Raw genomic sequence first — 17,313 nt, forward strand, 5'->3', positions numbered from 1 at the left:
CTGACCGACCGCATGGCCCTCGTCGCGCGCCTCGCCTCGCTCGCCGTCCTGCTCGCCCTGTGGCAGGGCATCTCGGTCTATGCCGACGTCCGCACCCTGCCGGCGCCGAGCGCGGTGCTCGCCTTCGTCCTGCGCGAGGCCGAGAGCGGCGCCCTGCTCTTCAACGTCGCGGTGACGCTCGCCCGCGTCGCGGTCTCCTTCGTCATCGCCATGAGCCTCGGCGTGCTGCTCGGGATCGCGCTCGGGCGCTCGCGGCTCGCCGACCGGCTGCTCGACACGCCGCTCCTCGTGGTGCTGAACACCCCAGCCCTCGTCGTCACGGTGCTGGCCTATGTCTGGCTCGGCCTCACCGAGACCGCGGCGATCGTGGCGGTGGCGATCAACAAGCTGCCCAACATCGCCGTCATCATGCGCGAAGGCGCCCGCGGTCTCGATCCGGGCCTGGAGGAGATGGCGCGGACCTACCGGTTCGACCGCCGCACCTGGGTCGCCCACGTGCTGCTGCCGCAACTCCAGCCCTTCATGGTGGCCGCGGCCCGCTCCGGCATCTCGCTCGCCTGGAAGATCGTGCTCGTGGTCGAGCTGCTCGGGCGCCCGAACGGGGTGGGGTTTGCCATCAACTACTACTTCACCCTCTTCGACGTGACCGCCGTGATCGGCTACAGCCTCGTCTTCATGAGCGTGATGCTCGCCTTCGACGCCCTGATCCTCCAGCCCCTCGACGCCCATGTCCGCCGCTGGCGCTGAGTCGACGCTGCTCACGGTCCGGGTCGACCGCAAGGTCTATCGCCGCGCCCGCACCGAGCCGGTCGAAGCGGTGCGCGGCCTCGCCTTCTCGCTGCGACCGGCCGAGATCACCTGCCTGATCGGTCCTTCGGGGGCCGGCAAGACCACGACGCTCCGCATCCTGCTCGGGCTCGACCACGACTTCGAGGGCGCGGTGACGCCGGACCCGAACGCGGTCGGCATCGCCATGGTGTTCCAAGACCCGCGCCTGCTGCCGTGGCGGACCATCGAGCAGAACGTGCGCCTCGGTCTTCCGCGCGAGCGGCGCGGGCGCGATCTCGACGGGCTGTTCGAAGCCCTCGGGCTGGCGCCCTGGCGCGATCGCTTCCCCGGCGCCCTCTCGCTCGGCATGCAGCGCCGGGTGGCGCTCGCCCGCGCGCTGGCGCTGGAGCCGCGCATCCTCGTCCTCGACGAGCCGTTCGTCTCCCTCGACGACGCCGCCGCCGCCGGCCTGCGCGCCCTCGTGGTCGAGACCGTGGCCAGGATGGGCACGAGCATCCTCATGGTCACGCACAATGTCGGCGAAGCCCTGGAGATCGCCGACCGGCTGCTGCTGGTCTCGGCGAGGCCCGCGACCCTGCTGGCGACCGTGCCGCTCGACCGGCCGCGAGGGCAGCGCGACCGCGGCTTCCTCGAATCGACCCGCGCCGACCTCGCCGCCCGCTTCCCCGGCGTGATCGCGCAGTAGTTCTCGGATCAGCTTTCGGGCCGCCGATTCGCGGTCCGCGTGTCCCCGGCGCCGTCTGCGGCCGGGAGGATGCGGCAAGGCAACGCACGGGCTCGCGCCTGTCCACCGCCGCGTCGCAGGTCGTTCGGCCCAAGTCCGATCTTCGAGCGATCCGAGACGCTTGCGCTTTGCCGGCTGTCGTCGTCGCAGCGATGTGATCGATGTGGTCGAAGACGCTGCAATCGGTGCATGAGACGCGGCAGATTGCCGAATTTGCCCGGAGCCGCATTCCTGAAGCGCATGGTCAATGATGCGCTGCCGCGATTCTTTCCAAGTTAAGCCGCCGACTTTTGCGTCGCGTTCAATTTGTTGCAGTGCAAAATCAGCATCGCGACAAGCAAATTTATCCGCCTGTGCCTGACCTCCTGCGACATTCGACCAGAGAAAGCGTGTTGACGGCGCCCGAAATTTTCTTAGAGTTCGTTCAAGCTTCGGACTGAGGGAGCCGCTAGGGATGCGGCTCCAGCCGGGTAAGTCGCTGACGGATCGGGACAATCCCGTGCCGTCATCGCCCTTTCGCGAGCTGCCGAAGCTCAACTGATCCCTGTCGCAAACAACAGATCAATCTTCGGTGGCAGTACTTCGTGCTGCTTGCTGCGGACAATGATCTGTCGGAGGAATCCATGAGAGCGGTCCATCTTCTCGCACTCGGTGCGGGCATTGCTGCGGCGACCCCGGCGCTGGCCAACGACAGCGTGCTCAAGGGCATCGCCAACCCGGCGGAGCAGGTGCTCCAGACGGTCGACTACGCCAACACCCGCTATTCCAAGCTCGATCAGATCAACGCCGGCAACGTCAAGAACCTCCAGGTCGCCTGGACCTTCTCGACCGGCGTGCTGCGCGGCCACGAGGGCTCGCCGCTCGTCGTCGGCAACATCATGTACGTCCACACCCCGTTCCCGAACATCGTCTACGCCCTCGACCTCGACCAGGGCGCCAAGATCGTGTGGAAGTACGAGCCCAAGCAGGACCCGTCGGTCATCCCGGTGATGTGCTGCGACACCGTCAACCGCGGTCTGGCCTACGCCGACGGCGCCATCCTGCTGCACCAGGCCGACACCACGCTGGTCTCGCTCGACGCCAAGTCCGGCAAGGTGAACTGGTCGGTCAAGAACGGCGACCCGTCCAAGGGCGAGACCAACACCGCCACCGTGCTCCCGGTGAAGGACAAGGTCATCGTCGGCATCTCCGGCGGCGAGTTCGGCGTGAACTGCCACGTCACCGCCTACGACCTGAAGTCGGGCAAGAAGGTGTGGCGCGGCCACTCCCAGGGTCCCGACGCCGACATGATCATGGATCCCGAGAAGACCACGTCTCTCGGCAAGCCGGTCGGCAAGGACTCCTCGCTGAAGACCTGGGAAGGCGATCAGTGGAAGACCGGCGGCGGCTGCACCTGGGGCTGGTTCTCCTACGATCCCAAGCTCGACCTCTTCTACTACGGCTCGGGCAACCCCTCGACCTGGAACCCGAAGCAGCGTCCGGGCGACAACAAGTGGTCCATGACCGTATGGGCGCGTAACCCCGACACCGGCATGGCCAAGTGGGTCTACCAGATGACCCCCCACGACGAGTGGGACTATGACGGCATCAACGAGATGATCCTCACCGATCAGAAGATCGACGGCAAGGATCGCCCGCTGCTGACGCACTTCGACCGTAACGGCTTCGGCTACACCCTCGACCGCGCGACCGGCGAACTCCTCGTCGCCGAGAAGTACGATCCTGTGGTGAACTGGGCCACCAAGGTCGACATGGACAAGGGTTCGAAGACCTACGGCCGCCCGCTGGTCGTGTCGAAGTACTCGACCGAGCAGAACGGTGAGGACGTGAACTCCAAGGGCATCTGCCCGGCGGCTCTGGGCTCCAAGGACCAGCAGCCGGCGGCGTTCTCGCCCAAGACCAACCTGTTCTACGTGCCCACCAACCACGTCTGCATGGACTACGAGCCCTTCAAGGTGACCTACACCCCGGGCCAGCCCTATGTCGGCGCGACCCTGTCGATGTACCCGGCCCCCGGCTCGCACGGCGGCATGGGCAACTTCATCGCCTGGGACGGTGTGAAGGGTAAGATCGCCTGGTCGAACCCGGAGCAGTTCTCGGCTTGGGGCGGCGCGCTCGCCACCGCGGGTGACGTGGTGTTCTACGGCACGCTGGAAGGCTACCTGAAGGCGGTCGACTCGAAGACGGGCAAGGAACTGTACAAGTTCAAGACCCCGTCGGGCATCATCGGCAACGTGATGACCTACGAGCACAAGGGCAAGCAGTACGTGGGCGTCCTGTCGGGCGTCGGCGGCTGGGCGGGCATCGGCTTGGCGGCCGGCCTGACCGACCCGAATGCCGGCCTTGGTGCGGTGGGTGGCTACGCCGCTCTGTCGAGCTACACCAACCTCGGCGGCCAGCTCACCGTCTTCGCTCTGCCGAACAACTAAGTCTCTCGCACACCTCCCGCCGGCCGCGAGGCCGGTGGGAGGGCCCCGGTCCGACCGGGGGCGACGTGAGGGACGCTCGGTCGCATGGCTCAGCCATGCAAAGAGATGCCGGCGCGGTTTCCGCGCCGGCATCTTTATGATTTTATGATTAGGATGTAAGACACCGCGGTAACCGCACGCCTATGTTGCGGTGCAACATCACGGTCTCGGGAGAAACGTCTTTGTCCTCTATGAAAACTTTCGCTTTGCTTGGTCTCGTCGGCGCCGCCGTCATCGGCACGGTCCCCACGGCCACATTCGTATTCGCGCAGGACGCCAAGCCTGAGCTGGCCAACAAGCTCGATCCCAACGCCAAGGAGATCGACGAGCCGGTCCTGAAGGCCGCCACCGCGGTGAAGGACGAGGACGGCAAGTACACCGACAAGGACGGTCACCCGACCTTCCGCGTCTCCAACGACGGCAAGAAGGTCGATTGGTATACCTACGCGGGCTACCGCCGCTATCATGCCGAGTGCCACGTCTGCCACGGCCCGGACGGCATGGGCTCCACCTACGCGCCCGCCCTCAAGGACTCGCTGAAGCGCCTTTCCTACGAGGAGTTCTACGGCATCCTCGCCGGCGGCAAGCAGGAGGTGAACAACACCGCCAATCAGGTGATGCCCGCCTTCGGCGACAACAAGAACGTGATGTGCTACGCCAACGACCTCTACGTGTATCTCCGTGCCCGCGCCGCCGGCGCCTGGGGCCGCGCCCGTCCGAGCGAGAAGGAGGACAAGCCCGAGGCCTACAAGAAGGCGGAGACCGAGTGCCTGGGCGGCTGATGCCCCGGAGCTACTCGTTTATCGTCGTCGTCGCGCTCCTGCTGGTTGCAGCAGGGGCGCGCGACGCTCGGGCCCAGCACCTGCCCGACCTCGTCACGACCGATGTCCTGCGGGTCTGCTCGGATCCCGGCAACATGCCGTTCTCCCAGCGCAAGGGCGACGGCTTCGAGAACAGGATCGCGCAGATCGTCGCCGACGAGCTGAAGGTCAAGCTGCGCTACTACTGGCTGACCCAGGGGCCGGGCTTCGTCCGCAACACCCTCGGCACCGGGTTGTGCGACCTGATCATCGGCACCTCCGGCGGCGAGGTGGTGCAGGCGACCAACCCCTATTACCGCTCGGCCTATGCCGTGGTCACCCGCAAGGGCGAGATCGACGGCTTGAAGGGGCTCGACGATCCGCGGCTCAAGGACAAGAAGATCGGCAGCATCGCCGGCACGCCGCCCTTCGCCCGGCTGACCGAACTCGGTCTCGCGGGCGAGCGCCTGACGCCCTACCCGCCCTACCTCTTCGGCGAAGACCGCAAGCACCAGACGGTGGCGGCCTCCGTCATCGCCGACCTCGCCGAGAAGAAGATCGACGTGGCGGTGCTGTGGGGGCCCGCCGCCGGCTGGCTGGCCCGCCAGAGCGGCGTGCCGATGGAGGTCGTGCCGCTGCTCAACGAGCCGGGCCGTCCCGCGCTCACCTTCCGCGTCTCCATGGGCGTGCGCCACGGCGAGGACGACTGGAAGCGCAAGATCAACGCCGTGCAGCGCAAGCGCAAGGACGACATCGAGAAGGTGCTGCGGGAGTACGACGTGCCGCTGCTCGTCGAGGAGGAGAACAAGCTCCTCGAACCGAGCGCCGACGCGAAGACGCCCTGAACGCTTTCTCGGCTGCCGAAAAGAACAGGGCCCGGCTGCGCGACGCATCCGGGCCCTTTCTCATGTGTGCCGCTCGATTCCCCTGGCGTCGAGCTTGGCGAGCGCATCCCGCACGGTCTCTCCGCCGATGACGAGGTCGGGGGCGATCTCGTTGAGCGGCACCAGCACGAAGGCGCGCTCGCGGACGTAGCGGTGCGGCAGGACGAGGCGCTCGTCGGACACCTCGGCGCCCTCGTAGGACAGCACGTCGATGTCGATGACGCGTGGCCCCCAGCGGCGCTCGCGCACCCGGCCGAGCGCCGTCTCAATGGCGAGGCAAGCCTCCAACAACTCGTGCGGCGTCAGGTCGGTCTCGACCGCGACCGCCGCGTTGAGGAACCAGTCCTGATCGGTGTCGCCCCAGGGCGGAGTGCGGTAATCGGCCGAGCGGGCGGTCAGACGAATGCCGGGCCATGCGGCGAGCCGCGCGACGGCGGCGTCGAGCATCGCGGCCTTGTCGCCGATATTGCTGCCGAGGCCGAGGAAGGCGCGGGTCATGGCCGGCGCTCCCGCTCGATCTCGATGGCGGCGTAATCGAGCACCGCGGGGATCGGCGCGCTCGGCTTGTCGATCCGGACCCGAATGCACTCGATTCGCGGAAACCGAGAGAGGCATGTCTGGGCGATCGCCTCGGCCAGGGCTTCGATCAGGGCGAAGCGCCGCTCGGTGGCGGTCTCGACCGCGATCTGCGCGAGGTCGGCGTAGCTGACGGTCGTGGCCACGTCGTCGTTGCGCCCGGCCTCCGCGAGGTCGAGCCAGCAATCCAGCGAGATGTAGAAGCGCTGGCCGAGCCGCTCTTCTTCCGGCAGCACGCCGTGGCGGGCGAAGACCGCGATGCGGTGGACGAGGATGCGGTCAGCCACGTGCGGCGGTCCCAGAACGACTTTCGGGCCTCATCACCGCATCGAGCACCCGCAGGGCCTCAACATGCTGGGCGACGTCGTGGGCGCGGACGATGTCGGCCCCGAGCGTGCCGGCGAGCACGTGGGCCGCGATCGAGCCGACGAGGCGGTCGCGCGGCGCGGTTTCGCGGTCGTGCAACCGCCCGAGCAGGCTTTTGCGCGAGACGCCGACGAGGAGGGGGAAGCCCAGCGCCCGGATCTCCGGCAGGCGCCGGAGCGCTTCGAGATGCTGGTCCCAGCTCTTACCGAAGCCGATGCCGGGATCGAGCACGATGTCGGCGTCACTGATGCCGGCGCGCCGCGCGATGTCCAGCGAGCGCTCGAAGAACCGCTTCATGTCGGCGACGATGTCGAGGTCCGGGTCGATCGTCTCGCGGTTGTGCATGACGATGACCGGCGCGCCGTGGGCGGCGGCGACGCGGGCGATGTCGGGCTCGCGCTGCAGGCCCCAGACGTCGTTGACGATCGTGGCGCCGGCCTTCAGAGCCACCTCGGCGGTCGAAGCCTTGTAGGTATCGATGGAGATCGGGACGGACAGGCCGGGCTCAAGCGCGGCGATGACCGGCAGGACGCGGGCCTGCTCCTCCTCGGCCGGCACCGGCAGATGGCCCGGTCGAGTCGATTCGCCTCCGATGTCGAGGATATGCGCGCCTTCCGCGATGAGCGCGTCGGCCTGCACGCGGGCGGCGTCGACGCCCTCAAACCGGCCCCCGTCGGAGAACGAGTCCGGCGTGACGTTGAGGATGCCCATCACCAGGGTTCTTCGCCCGAGATCGGGCAGCAGCGCCTGGAGACGACTCGGGGGAGGGGAGACGGCCATCGGATCGCTTTTTTCGTGCGTGAAAAGCCGAATCCGCCTAGCCGCTCAGGCGCCGGGAGGCCAGCCCCCCGGCATCCGTCAAAGAGTCAGGTCGCGCCGCGGTAGCAGCGGATCTCCGCTTCGGCCTGGGCGCGGCGGAGGTCGGCGACGCGGTCGTCGAACATCTTGGTCGACTTGAACGCGGTGGTGCGCTGGCCGCCGACGCCCTGGCGCATCGACAGGATGGTCGAGGCCTGCACGTACTTGTCGTAGGGCAGGATCGCGGCCATGGCGTCGAGCGAGCAGGAGCACTTCTCCAGCGCCTCGCGGGTCTGCCCGTTGGCGGCCATGCAGCCGAACACGTAGTCGGCGCGGGCATCCGTGGGGTAGTCGTTCTCGTCGGCCTGGGCGGGGGCTGCCAGGAACGCGGCGACCGACGCCGCCGCGAGAACCTCAAGAGTCCTTTTGATCATAGTCCAGCCTCTCTTCGAGGAGTTCGCCGCCGTCCGGCTTGGTGGCACGGGCCTGGATCGAGACGATCTCGCCCGGCACCTCCGGCGAAGTGACGAAGGTGTAGGTCAGGTTGTCGAAGCCGCGCATGCGGTCGGTCAGCGGGTCGCCGACGAAGGGCTGCATTTCGATCTTCCAGCCCTCGACCTTGCGGCCCTTGAACTCGACCTCGGTCTTCGTAATCGTGGCCTTCTCGCGCATGCCCTTGCGGATCGCGTTCTTGAGGTAGCGCGGGTTGGCCTCCAGCAGGCCGGCCAGCCCCTTGAGGTGGTTCTCGAGGAACAGGCTGAGCACGGGATTACCCGGCATGTCGACGAACGGGCCCGCGGGCACGCGGTTGCCGCCGGAGAACATCTGCACCCGCACGTCGCGGCTCTCGGCGCTCTTGCCCGGCTCGATCGTGAACTTGATCGCGTCGCTGAGCGGCGGGCCGTAGGGGCCACGGACGATGCCGCTGCGGCGCAGGTAATCGTAGGTGATCGTGCTGCCCGGCGCGGTGTTCTTCATCTGCGGCCGCTCGAACAGCAGGTCGCCTGCGTCCTGCTTGGTCGCGTCGGTCGCCGCCGGCGTCGGAGCCGGGGTGTCGGGCGCTGCCTGCGCGGCGGTCGTGGTGAGGGAGGCCGCGGCGAGCGCGGCCAGCAGGAGGTTGCGGCTCAAAGGGGTGCCTTCTCGGTCAAAGGACTTTGCACATTCGTCCCGATGGAGCGGTATATATAGTCCGGCGGGTTCTCGGCAGCCTCCTCCGCGGCGAGATCGCGCATCTTCCCGTGCAGCGGGGAGAGCGAGCAGGCCGGATCGGTGTTGGCAGCGTCGCCCGTCAGCGCCAGCGCCTGGCAGCGGCAGCCGCCCCAATCCTTCTCCCGCCGGTCGCAGGAGCGGCACGGCTCCTTCATCCAGGACGTGCCGCGATAGGCCGCGAAGGCCGGGGACTTCGTCCAGATGTCGCCGAGCGAGTGGTCGTTCACGTACCAGAATTCGAGGCCGGGGATGGTCTCGGCGGCGTGGCAGGGCAGCACCTTGCCCTGCGGCGTCACGTTCATGAGTTTGCGGCCCCAGCCGCCCGCGCAGGCCTTCGGGTACTTGGCGTAGTAGTCCGGCACCACGAGGTCGATGACGAGCTGACCCTTGAGCCGCTCGCGCGCCGCCTCGACGATGCGGATCGACTCGTCGACCTGGCGTTTGTCCGGCATCAAGGAGGCGCGGTTGACGTAGGCCCAGCCGTAATACTGAGTGTGGGCCACCTCCAGCCGCTTGGCCCCGAGCTTGACCGCCAGATCGATGAAGCCCGGCACCTCGTGGATGTTCCCGCGGTGGATCACTGAGTTCAGGGTCAGCGGCAGGCCGAGTTCGGTGACGCGGGCCGCGAACTGCATCTTTTGCGGTTGGGCGTTCTTGAGGCCGCCGATCTTTTCGGCGTTGGCGGCATCGACCCCTTGTACGGACAATTGCACGTGGTCGAGGCCGGCGTCGTAGAGGGCGTCGAGCTTGGCCAGCGCGCCGCCGACGCCCGACGTGATCAGATTCGAGTAGAGGCCGAGTTCGGCGCATTTGGCCGTGATCTCGACGATGTCTTGCCGCGCCGTCGGCTCGCCGCCCGAGAGGTGCACGTGCAGCACGCCGAGCTTCGACGCTTCGCTCAGCACCCGCAGCCACGTCGCCGTGTCGAGCTCGGCCGAGCGTCGGTCGAGTTCGAGCGGGTTCGAGCAATAGGGGCAGCGCAGCGGGCAGCGGTGAGTCAGCTCGGCGAGCAGACCCACGGGTGCCGGGATGACCTCGGCGGGGGAGGGGGCGGGCGCGGGTGCGTTCATCGCTCCAAGACCCTTTTCTGCGCGAGGTCGGCCAGCATCACGACGATGTCGGCCTCGATGACGGCGGGGTCGGCGTCGTAGGTCTGCCCGAGGGTCCGGGCGATCTGCGACACGCTGCTGCTGCCGTCGACGAGCTTGAGGACCGCGACGGCGTTGTCGTCGAGGTCGAAGGTGCGCTCGGGGGCGAGCAGCACGTGCTTGTTGCGCACCTCATCGAAACGCAGGCGCACGCCGCGGGGCAGGCGCGGCACGTCGGATCCTGAGAAAGCGCCCGGCTTCACGGCCGGCGAACCCTCGGCGACGAGGCCCTCGCCCGGCTGCCACGCATCCGGCGGGATCATGCCCGGCGCGACGTACGAGAAGTACAGGGCGTCGAGCTGGGTCCAGAGCACGTTGCACTTGAAGGTGAGCGCGGCCATGGCGGCGCGCTGCTGCTCCGGCGTCCGGGCGTGCTGCTTCACGTAGTCGAGGGCGAAGTCGGCGTCGCGCGGGGCCTGGGTGAGGCGCTTGTCGAAATAGGCCAGCGTCTCCTTGGTGATGAAGTCGTAGTTCTTCAGCATCCCGGCGACGCGCTCGGAGATGATGGTCGGCGAGAACATCTCGGTGAGCGAGGAGGCGATGGCCTCCAACAGCGAGCGCTCGGAGACGAAATGCACGTAGGCATCGACCGAGAAGCGGGTGGCCGAGAGGATGCCCTTGGTCGAGAGCACGTAGTCCCGGGTGAAGCCGACGCCCTCGGCGAGCTTCAGCCAGCGCTCGATGCCGCCGTCGCCCTCATGGTCGCCGTCGTGGTCGACGATGCGCTGGCGCCAGATGCGGCGCAGCTGCGCGTCCGGCAGGCGGGCGAGCACGGCGGCGTCCTTCACCGGGATCATCGCCTGATAATAGTAGCGGTTGAGCGCCCAGGCCCGCACCTGATCCTTCGAGAGCTTGCCGTCGTGCAGCAGGCGGTGGAATGGGTGCAGGTTGTGGTAGCGGCGGGCGCCGATGTCGCGGAGCGCCGCCTCCAACTCATCGTGGCTCAGGAGCCGGTCGCCGGCGTCGGGGACAGGGGGCGGAAATTGGGCGGTCATGGCGTTGGGCTCTCCCCGTCTCGGCTCGCGTTTCCAGGATTTTTCTTAAGTTTCTCAAGGCGCCCAAGAGGGGCCCGAACGTCTTGAGACTCACTCTAAGATGGGCCGCGGCCCCCGTGAAGGACAGGGCGCCCATCGCACGATTGTATCGTGCAAAACATATTGGGTCGGGCCTCGGAATTCCAGGGCCGCATGTCACCAACCCGAGAGCCTAGAGGTCGAGCGTCAGCCCGTCATGGGCCACCGTCCAGCCCCGTGCCTCGACGCTCGCGCGCTCGGGCGAGTCCTCGACCAGCACCGGATTGGTGTTGTTGATGTGGACGAACACGCGCCGGCCGATCTCGACATCGGCGAAGGACGCGACCGAGCCGGTCTCGCCGTTCATCTGGATATGGCCCATACGCCAGCCGGTCTTGGTGCCGACGCCCGCGCGGATCATGTCGTCGTCCTCCAGCACCGTGCCGTCGAACAGCAGGGCATCGACGCCCGCGACGCGAGCCTTGAGGTCGTCGGTGACGCGGGCGCAGCCGGGGATGTAGGCGAGGCGCTTGCCCCCGGCCTCGATCATGGTGCCGACCGTGGTCTCGGTCTCGGCGCCGATCTGCATCGAGGCGTCCTCCAGCCAGAGCGGCACCTTGCCGGGCACGGAGAACAGGGTGACGGTGAGGCCGGGCACCGGCTCGAAGGTCTCGTTCAGCGCGATGGTCTGCCGCTTCACCACGTCGGCCGCCATCACGTCGAAGACGCGGTTGTCGTTGACCGAGCCGAGGATGCCGGGGGTGGCGTAGAGGGTGAAGGGCTGTCCCTCGCGCAAAGTCAGCAGGCCCGCGACGTGATCGACGTCGCCGTTGGTCAGCAGCACCGCGTGGATCGGCGAGTGGCGCAGGCCCTCCCGCGGATGCATCTGCGAATTCGCCTGGATCTGCTGGCGGATGTCGGGGGAGGCGTTCAGCAGGAGCCAGCGCTCTCCGTCGGGAGAGACCGCGATGCTCGACTGCGTGCGGGGTTTGACCCTGGGATCACCCGCCCAGGCCAGGGAGCAGATGGAGCAGCGGCAGTTCCACTGGGGAACGCCGCCGCCCGCCGCCGAACCCAGGATCACGACATGCATGGTGGCTACCCGCTCGTCCGCGATCCCGTCGGCCCGGCTCAAACCTTCTTAGTTGAAGGTATCGATCTCGGCCGACTCGTAGCTCGTGACTTCCATGCCGACGCAGATCTCGGAAACGATGGGGGCGGCCCACTTCATGGTGTTTCTCCTGCAACATTATCGGACGCCAGGATCTCTCGATCAACACTCTAAGAAGATCGTAAGATACTGACGGTGCACTGATTTTCAGCGCTGCAGGTGTATCGCCCAACCCGGCCCGGCCCGCAAGACCCAAATTGCCGCTTTTTCCCAGATCACCGTGAGCGATGTTGCCGAATCCCTACCGCGGAGAGTGCGGAGGGGGACCATGCCGGGTGCGGAGACGGCCGCAGGACGTTGCCCCGCATCACCTTTTCGGACGTGCCGCGGCCGCCCGCCGCAGGGCCTCTCTCATTCCCCTTGCGAGGAGGAGTTGGAGGTGGGGGTGGTTCAGGAGGAACCGTTATGCCTCATCCTGAGCGACCCCCACCCCTACACCTCCCCGCAAGGGGGAGGGGAACGACGCGGATCGCGCGGAAAAACCTATTCGGCGGCCCCCGCCGGCCGGCGGCGGCGCTCAGTAGCGACGAGGGCGAGGAAGCGCGGGATCGTGTGGACGTAGCGGCCGGTCAGCCGGCGCGGCTCGCGCAGCAGGCGGTAGGCCCATTCGAGGCCGGTGACCTGGAACGCCACGGGCGCGCGGGGCACGCGGCCGGTCAGAACGTCGAAGGCGGCGCCGACGCCCATCGCCACGGTGCCGGGCAGGTGCGGGGCGTGCTCGGCCATGAACAGCTCCTGCTTCGGGGTGCCCAGCCCGATCCAGAGGATCTGCGCGCCGGACTCCCGGATGCGCGCCCGCATGGCGGCGGTCTCGTCGGCGTCGAGCGGGCGGAACGGCGGGGTCTCGGTGCCGACGACCTTGAGACCGGGCAGGCGTGCCCGCATCGTCTCGGCGAGCGCGTCGGCCACGTCCTCGCCGCCGCCGAGGAAGTAGTGGCGCCAGCCGTGGAGGAGGCCGGCGCGGCAGACCGCCTCGACCGACTCGATGCCCGGCACCTGCCCGACGCCGCGGGCGCCGCGGAGCCGCCCGAGCCAGTAGAGCGGGCGCCCGTCGGGGCAGACCAGCATGGCGGCCTCGTGCGCGGCAAGCAGGCGCTCGTCCTCGGTGGCGCGGACGATGCCGTGGGCGTCGCGAAACACCACGAAGGTGCCGGGCCGGGTCCGGCCGGAATCGAGGCGGCGGCGGATCGCGCCGATCATGCCCTTCATGTCGATGGCGGAGATGCCGGTCCCGGCGAGGCGGAACCGGGCGACCGCGGGGTCGTGGCTCATCGGGCGATCTCCAGAACGGGGGTGGCAAGCGGAAGGGGGGTGGACGTTCGGGCGGCGCAGGCCCGGCGGTAGATCGAGAGGAGCGCCGCCGTGGTGGCCTCCTCGGTCCAGTCGCGGAGATACGCCGCGCGGGCGGCCTGCCCCATCCGCCGGGCGGCGGGCGGGTCGGCGAGGATGCGGGCCATGGCGCGGGCGAGGTCGGCCGGGTCGCCGGGGGTGACGAGAAGACCGGTCACGCCGTCCTCGACGAGGTCGGCGAGCGCGCCGATGCGCGAGGCGATGACCGGCGTGCCCGCGGCGTACGCCTCGGCCACCACCATCGGCAGGCCCTCGTACCAGAGCGAGGGCACGACGAGGGCAGCGGCGCGGGCCATCCGGGCCTGGACCTCGGCGCCCGGCAGCGTGCCGAGCAGGTCGAGGTTTTCGGCGCCCTCCAGGCTCTCGCGCAGCGGGCCTTCGCCCGCGACGTCGATGCTCCGGCCGAGCTGCGCGGCCGCCGCCTTCAGCGTCTCGACGCCCTTCTCGCGGCTGAGCCGCCCGGCGAACAGGATTCTTTCTCGCACGGCTTCGGAGGGCGGACCGGGATCGGGCAGGCCGTTCGGCTTCACCAGGATGCGCTCGGGCGGCAGGCCCGCCGCGACGAAGCGGCCGCGGGCGAAGGGGGTCAGCACCACGAAGGCATCGACGTCGCGGGTCCACGTGCCGATGCGGCGGTGGCGCTCGATCATCCGGGCGACGGCAAAACTGCCGACCGTCGAGCCGCGGTAGCAGCCGTGGCGCACGGCCGCGTAGGCCGAGCCGGTGACGCAGGTCTCGCACGGTTGGCCGTCGCGCATCAGCAGAGCGCCGGCGCAGGCGAGGCGGAAATTGTGCAGAGTTTGCACCGTGGCCGCGCCCTCCGCCCGCACCGCGGCGAAGACGCCGGGCGAGACCAGCGGGAAGGTGTTGTGGGCATGCACCACGTCCGGCCGGAACCGGCGCACGGCCTCGACCACCCGCGCGATGCCGCGCCTCGCATGCGGCGCCTCGATCGCCGCGCGCAGGCGATCGACCGGCCCCTTGATGTCGTCGTTGGAAAAGAACAGCGTCTCGACCGTGCAGCCGGCCCGCGTTAGAGCCGCCGCCTCGCGCTCCACGACGGCATCCTCGCCGCCGCGGATCTGGTAGCGGTTGTGGACGATGAGGACGCGCCGCGCACTCACCGGTTGCGGCCCCCGCCCCCGAGGAAGTCGGCATAGGCGCGGGTCAGCCCCACTTCGAGGCCGGTCGAAGCGCGCCATCCCAAGCCGGCCAGACGCGACACGTCGAGCAGTTTTCGGGGCGTGCCGTCGGGTTTTTCCGCGTCGAAGGCGAGTTCGCCGCGATAGCCGACGACCTTCGCGACCGTGCGGGCGAAATCCGCGATGGTCACGTCCTCGCCGGTGCCGACGTTGAGGATGTTCTCGTCCGACCAGTTCTTCATCGCGAAGACGTAGGCGTCGGCCAGATCGTCGACGTAGAGGAATTCGCGGCAGGGCGTGCCTGTGCCCCAGATCGTGACGCTGGGCGCTCCCGCCTCCCGCGCCTCGTGGAAGCGGCGGAGCAGGGCGGCGGCGACGTGCGCGTTCTCGGGGTGATAGTTGTCGCCCGGCCCGTAGAGGTTCGTCGGCATCAGGGCGACGAAGTCGCTGCCGTATTGCCGACGATAGGCCTGACACAGCTTGATCCCGGCGATCTTGGCAACCGCGTACCACTGGTTGGTCGGCTCCAGCGGGCCGGTCAGCAGCGCGTCCTCGGTCATCGGCTGGGCCGCGTGCTTCGGGTAGATGCACGAGGAGCCGAGATAGAGGAGCTTCTCCACGCCAAGGGTGTGCGCGGCGTGGATCACGTTCGCCGCCATGGCGAGGTTGTCGTAGAGGAAGGTCGCCGGATAGCGGTCGTTGGCCTGGATGCCGCCGACCGTGCCGGCGGCGTGGAACACCGCCTGCGGACGGACATCGGCGAAATAGGCCTCGACCGAGCCGAGATCGCGCAGGTCGACCCGCTCTCGGCCGTGATCGAGGATCTCGCAACCTTCCGCGGCGAGGCGGCGCACCAGCGCCGCCCCCGCCATGCCGCGGGCGCCCGCCACAAAAACCCGCTTGCCCGAGAGGTCGTAGCGCATCGGTCCGCTCACTCGGCGGCCAGACGCAGCGGCACGCCGTGGTGGCGCGGCGGCCGGCGCAAAGCCGTCTCGGCCTCGAAGCGGGCCTCTTCGAGATCGGCCTCGACCATCTCGCGCACCAGTTCCTCGAAGGTCGTGCGCGGGGTCCAGTTGAGGGCCTCGCGCGCCTTGGTGCCGTCGCCGACGAGGAGATCGACTTCCGTGGGGCGGAAGAAGCGCGGGTCGATGCGCACCAGCGCCGCGCCGGTGCGGGCGTCGCGCCCGACCTCGTCCACGCCCTTGCCGTCCCAGACGATGGTGCGGCCGACCTCGGCGAAGGCCGCCTCGATGAAGCTGCGCACGGTGCGGGTCTCGCCGGTGGCGATGACGTAGTCGTCGGGCTTGTCCTGCTGCATCATCAGCCACATCGCCTCGACGTAGTCGCGGGCGTGGCCCCAGTCGCGCTGGGCGTCGATGTTGCCGATCCAGAGGCAGTCCTGCGCTCCGGTCTCGATCCGGCCGACCGCGCGGGTGATCTTGCGGGTGACGAAGGTCTCGCCGCGGATCGGGCTCTCGTGGTTGAACAGGATGCCGTTGGAGGCGTGGATGCCGTAGGCCTCGCGGTAGTTCACCGTGATCCAGTAGGCGTAGAGCTTGGCCACGCCGTAGGGCGAGCGCGGGTAGAACGGCGTCGTCTCGCGCTGGGGCACCGCCTGGACGAGGCCGTACAGCTCCGAGGTGGAGGCCTGATAGAACCGCGTCGTCTCGGTGAGCCGGAGCTGGCGCAGGGCCTCGAGGATGCGCAGCGGGCCGACCGCGTCGGCGTTGGCGGTGTATTCCGGCGTCTCGAAGCTGACCGCGACGTGCGACTGGGCGGCGAGGTTGTAGATCTCGTCCGGCCGCACGTCGGCGACGATGCGGGTGAGCGCGGCCGAGTCGGTCATGTCGCCGTAATGCAGATGGAGGCGGACATCCTCCTCGTGCGGGTCCTGATACAGGTGATCGATGCGGCCGGTGTTGAAGCTCGACGAGCGCCGCTTGATGCCGTGGACCTGATAGCCGCGGGCGAGCAGCATCTCCGCCAGGTAGGCGCCGTCCTGACCCGTGATGCCGGTGATGAGAGCAGTCTTCATCGTGTCCCTCGGATACGCGACAATTGTCGTTCGGCCGCCCTCGTCCGCGCATGGTCCGCATGAGAGACGTGGGTGGCGATCTCGTTACGGAGGCAGCAAGCGGCATGCCCTGAGAAAGCGTGCCGAATTGGGAATGACGGGCCAGTCCGGGACATCCGGGTTTCTTGCCGACCGCCTTCCGCTCCATGGGTGAGACGCTACGCCATCGCCTCTTTCCGGCCGTCCAAGTGATGGTGTAGGACTTTCCCGAAAATGTTTACGGATCGGTAGGAAACCGATCGTGGGGCGAGGCTGCATGCATTCTGAAAATCCATCCGACGATTGGATGAATCCGGGGATCGTCGATCCGCCGACGGTCGATTCCGAGTGGTCTATGCTTCAGGAGCCGACGATCAACGGTGTCCGGGTCAAGGATATCCGTCCCGTGGTCACCGGCGACGGCTGCCTGACCGAGGTCTGGCGCAAGGACTGGGATTTCGACGGCCTGGAGATCGGGCAGGTGTTCCAGCGCCTTCTCGATCCCGGCGCCATCAACGGCTGGCACGCCCATATCGTGACGACGGATCGCCTGTTCTGCGCCCATGGCCGCGTCCGCGTCTCGCTCTACGACGGCCGGCGCTCCTCGCCGACGTTCGGGGCGGTCTGGCAGCGCATCATCGGCGCCGAGCGGCCGGCCCTGATCCTGGTTCCGCCGGGGGTCTGGCACGCGGTCACCGCGCTCGGACAGCGCCCGTCGCTGCTGCTCAACCTCGTCGATCAGGGCTACGACTACGCCGCCCCCGACCATCGCCGGCTGCCGCTCGACACGCCCCACATCCCGCTGCGGCTGCGCTGAGGGCC

General features: G+C 68.4%; 19 protein-coding genes. 6 read left to right on the plus strand and 13 right to left on the minus strand.

The genetic code is table 11. The annotated features are described in order from the left end of the window. Window positions 1-12: 12 nt before the first annotated feature. From HNR00_RS09540 to xoxJ, 5 genes are all read left to right on the plus strand, one after another. Window positions 13-747, plus strand: a complete 735-nt coding sequence (locus tag HNR00_RS09540) for an ABC transporter permease (protein ID WP_183568479.1) — start codon at window positions 13-15, stop codon at window positions 745-747. Next, complete coding sequence (locus HNR00_RS09545; protein ID WP_183568482.1) at window positions 728-1,474, plus strand: ABC transporter ATP-binding protein; 747 nt, start codon at window positions 728-730, stop codon at window positions 1,472-1,474. Before HNR00_RS09540 ends, HNR00_RS09545 begins: the two co-directional genes overlap by 20 nt. A 662-nt stretch (window positions 1,475-2,136) precedes the next feature. Continuing rightward, window positions 2,137-3,942, plus strand: coding sequence for a lanthanide-dependent methanol dehydrogenase XoxF1 (xoxF1, locus tag HNR00_RS09550; protein WP_183568485.1), 1,806 nt, complete (start codon window positions 2,137-2,139; stop codon window positions 3,940-3,942). 230 nt (window positions 3,943-4,172) lie between these two features. Continuing rightward, the gene (xoxG, locus tag HNR00_RS09555) at window positions 4,173-4,763 is read left to right on the plus strand and encodes a methanol metabolism c-type cytochrome XoxG (protein WP_183568489.1); all 591 of its coding nucleotides are present in this window, start codon (window positions 4,173-4,175) and stop codon (window positions 4,761-4,763) included. Beyond that, the gene (xoxJ, locus tag HNR00_RS09560; RefSeq protein WP_183568492.1) at window positions 4,763-5,626 is read left to right on the plus strand and encodes a rare earth element methanol dehydrogenase accessory protein XoxJ; all 864 of its coding nucleotides are present in this window, start codon (window positions 4,763-4,765) and stop codon (window positions 5,624-5,626) included. Before xoxG ends, xoxJ begins: the two co-directional genes overlap by 1 nt. A gap of 60 nt (window positions 5,627-5,686) precedes the next feature. On the opposite strand, the gene folK is transcribed toward xoxJ, so the two are convergent. The 13 genes from folK to gmd form a co-directional block, all read right to left on the minus strand. Continuing rightward, window positions 5,687-6,163 (minus strand): 2-amino-4-hydroxy-6-hydroxymethyldihydropteridine diphosphokinase, encoded by a 477-nt coding sequence (gene folK, locus HNR00_RS09565; RefSeq protein WP_183568495.1) that lies wholly within the window; start codon window positions 6,161-6,163, stop codon window positions 5,687-5,689. Continuing rightward, a complete protein-coding gene (gene folB, locus HNR00_RS09570; RefSeq protein ID WP_183568498.1) occupies window positions 6,160-6,528 on the minus strand; it encodes a dihydroneopterin aldolase in 369 nt (122 codons plus the stop codon). Before folB ends, folK begins: the two co-directional genes overlap by 4 nt. Further along, a complete protein-coding gene (gene folP / locus HNR00_RS09575) occupies window positions 6,521-7,387 on the minus strand; it encodes a dihydropteroate synthase (RefSeq protein WP_183568501.1) in 867 nt (288 codons plus the stop codon). The genes folB and folP overlap by 8 nt, the downstream gene beginning before the upstream one ends. 86 nt (window positions 7,388-7,473) lie before the next feature. Beyond that, window positions 7,474-7,839: a hypothetical protein gene (locus HNR00_RS09580; protein WP_183568504.1), complete on the minus strand. Its 366-nt coding sequence runs from the start codon at window positions 7,837-7,839 to the stop codon at window positions 7,474-7,476. Continuing rightward, window positions 7,820-8,533 carry a hypothetical protein gene (locus HNR00_RS09585; protein WP_183568508.1) on the minus strand — a complete coding sequence of 238 codons (714 nt, stop codon included), beginning with the start codon at window positions 8,531-8,533 and terminating at the stop codon, window positions 7,820-7,822. Before HNR00_RS09585 ends, HNR00_RS09580 begins: the two co-directional genes overlap by 20 nt. Next, window positions 8,530-9,684: a pyrroloquinoline quinone biosynthesis protein PqqE gene (gene pqqE, locus HNR00_RS09590; RefSeq protein ID WP_183568511.1), complete on the minus strand. Its 1,155-nt coding sequence runs from the start codon at window positions 9,682-9,684 to the stop codon at window positions 8,530-8,532. The genes HNR00_RS09585 and pqqE overlap by 4 nt, the downstream gene beginning before the upstream one ends. Beyond that, window positions 9,681-10,757, minus strand: coding sequence for a pyrroloquinoline-quinone synthase PqqC (pqqC, locus tag HNR00_RS09595; protein ID WP_183568514.1), 1,077 nt, complete (start codon window positions 10,755-10,757; stop codon window positions 9,681-9,683). The genes pqqE and pqqC overlap by 4 nt, the downstream gene beginning before the upstream one ends. A 211-nt stretch (window positions 10,758-10,968) precedes the next feature. Further along, window positions 10,969-11,868 (minus strand): pyrroloquinoline quinone biosynthesis protein PqqB, encoded by a 900-nt coding sequence (gene pqqB / locus HNR00_RS09600; RefSeq protein WP_183568517.1) that lies wholly within the window; start codon window positions 11,866-11,868, stop codon window positions 10,969-10,971. A 48-nt stretch (window positions 11,869-11,916) separates the two neighbouring features. Continuing rightward, the gene (gene pqqA / locus HNR00_RS09605) at window positions 11,917-12,006 is read right to left on the minus strand and encodes a pyrroloquinoline quinone precursor peptide PqqA (RefSeq protein WP_012317526.1); all 90 of its coding nucleotides are present in this window, start codon (window positions 12,004-12,006) and stop codon (window positions 11,917-11,919) included. 423 nt (window positions 12,007-12,429) lie between these two features. Further along, window positions 12,430-13,218, minus strand: a complete 789-nt coding sequence (locus HNR00_RS09610) for a WecB/TagA/CpsF family glycosyltransferase (RefSeq protein ID WP_183568520.1) — start codon at window positions 13,216-13,218, stop codon at window positions 12,430-12,432. Further along, on the minus strand, window positions 13,215-14,420 hold the full coding sequence (locus HNR00_RS09615) for a glycosyltransferase family 4 protein (RefSeq protein ID WP_312886027.1): 1,206 nt from the start codon (window positions 14,418-14,420) through the stop codon (window positions 13,215-13,217). The genes HNR00_RS09610 and HNR00_RS09615 overlap by 4 nt, the downstream gene beginning before the upstream one ends. Then, a complete protein-coding gene (locus HNR00_RS09620) occupies window positions 14,417-15,361 on the minus strand; it encodes a GDP-L-fucose synthase family protein (protein ID WP_183568527.1) in 945 nt (314 codons plus the stop codon). The genes HNR00_RS09615 and HNR00_RS09620 overlap by 4 nt, the downstream gene beginning before the upstream one ends. 8 nt (window positions 15,362-15,369) lie before the next feature. Beyond that, window positions 15,370-16,473 carry a GDP-mannose 4,6-dehydratase gene (gene gmd, locus HNR00_RS09625; protein WP_183568530.1) on the minus strand — a complete coding sequence of 368 codons (1,104 nt, stop codon included), beginning with the start codon at window positions 16,471-16,473 and terminating at the stop codon, window positions 15,370-15,372. Window positions 16,474-16,798: 325 nt separating this feature from the next. Between gmd and HNR00_RS09630 the strand changes: the two genes are divergently transcribed. Beyond that, on the plus strand, window positions 16,799-17,308 hold the full coding sequence (locus tag HNR00_RS09630) for a dTDP-4-dehydrorhamnose 3,5-epimerase family protein (protein WP_183568533.1): 510 nt from the start codon (window positions 16,799-16,801) through the stop codon (window positions 17,306-17,308). Window positions 17,309-17,313 lie beyond the last annotated feature (5 nt).

Origin of the sequence: Methylorubrum rhodinum (assembly GCF_014199935.1) — a bacterium.
GTDB classification, from domain to species: Bacteria; Pseudomonadota; Alphaproteobacteria; order Rhizobiales; family Beijerinckiaceae; genus Methylobacterium; species Methylobacterium rhodinum.

Excerpts from the sequence above, each read along its gene's own strand:
- HNR00_RS09540 (WP_183568479.1), top strand. The coding sequence starts at position 13 with ATGGCCCTCGTCGCGCGCCTCGCCTCGCTCGCCGTCCTGCTCGCCCTG.
- HNR00_RS09545 (WP_183568482.1), top strand. The coding sequence starts at position 728 with ATGTCCGCCGCTGGCGCTGAGTCGACGCTGCTCACGGTCCGGGTCGAC.
- xoxF1 (WP_183568485.1), top strand. The coding sequence starts at position 2,137 with ATGAGAGCGGTCCATCTTCTCGCACTCGGTGCGGGCATTGCTGCGGCG.
- xoxG (WP_183568489.1), top strand. The coding sequence starts at position 4,173 with ATGAAAACTTTCGCTTTGCTTGGTCTCGTCGGCGCCGCCGTCATCGGC.
- xoxJ (WP_183568492.1), top strand. The coding sequence starts at position 4,763 with ATGCCCCGGAGCTACTCGTTTATCGTCGTCGTCGCGCTCCTGCTGGTT.
- folK (WP_183568495.1), bottom strand. The coding sequence starts at position 6,163 with ATGACCCGCGCCTTCCTCGGCCTCGGCAGCAATATCGGCGACAAGGCC.
- folP (WP_183568501.1), bottom strand. The coding sequence starts at position 7,387 with ATGGCCGTCTCCCCTCCCCCGAGTCGTCTCCAGGCGCTGCTGCCCGAT.
- HNR00_RS09580 (WP_183568504.1), bottom strand. The coding sequence starts at position 7,839 with ATGATCAAAAGGACTCTTGAGGTTCTCGCGGCGGCGTCGGTCGCCGCG.
- pqqE (WP_183568511.1), bottom strand. The coding sequence starts at position 9,684 with ATGAACGCACCCGCGCCCGCCCCCTCCCCCGCCGAGGTCATCCCGGCA.
- pqqC (WP_183568514.1), bottom strand. The coding sequence starts at position 10,757 with ATGACCGCCCAATTTCCGCCCCCTGTCCCCGACGCCGGCGACCGGCTC.
- pqqB (WP_183568517.1), bottom strand. The coding sequence starts at position 11,868 with ATGCATGTCGTGATCCTGGGTTCGGCGGCGGGCGGCGGCGTTCCCCAG.
- pqqA (WP_012317526.1), bottom strand. The coding sequence starts at position 12,006 with ATGAAGTGGGCCGCCCCCATCGTTTCCGAGATCTGCGTCGGCATGGAA.
- HNR00_RS09610 (WP_183568520.1), bottom strand. The coding sequence starts at position 13,218 with ATGAGCCACGACCCCGCGGTCGCCCGGTTCCGCCTCGCCGGGACCGGC.
- HNR00_RS09620 (WP_183568527.1), bottom strand. The coding sequence starts at position 15,361 with ATGCGCTACGACCTCTCGGGCAAGCGGGTTTTTGTGGCGGGCGCCCGC.
- gmd (WP_183568530.1), bottom strand. The coding sequence starts at position 16,473 with ATGAAGACTGCTCTCATCACCGGCATCACGGGTCAGGACGGCGCCTAC.
- HNR00_RS09630 (WP_183568533.1), top strand. The coding sequence starts at position 16,799 with ATGAATCCGGGGATCGTCGATCCGCCGACGGTCGATTCCGAGTGGTCT.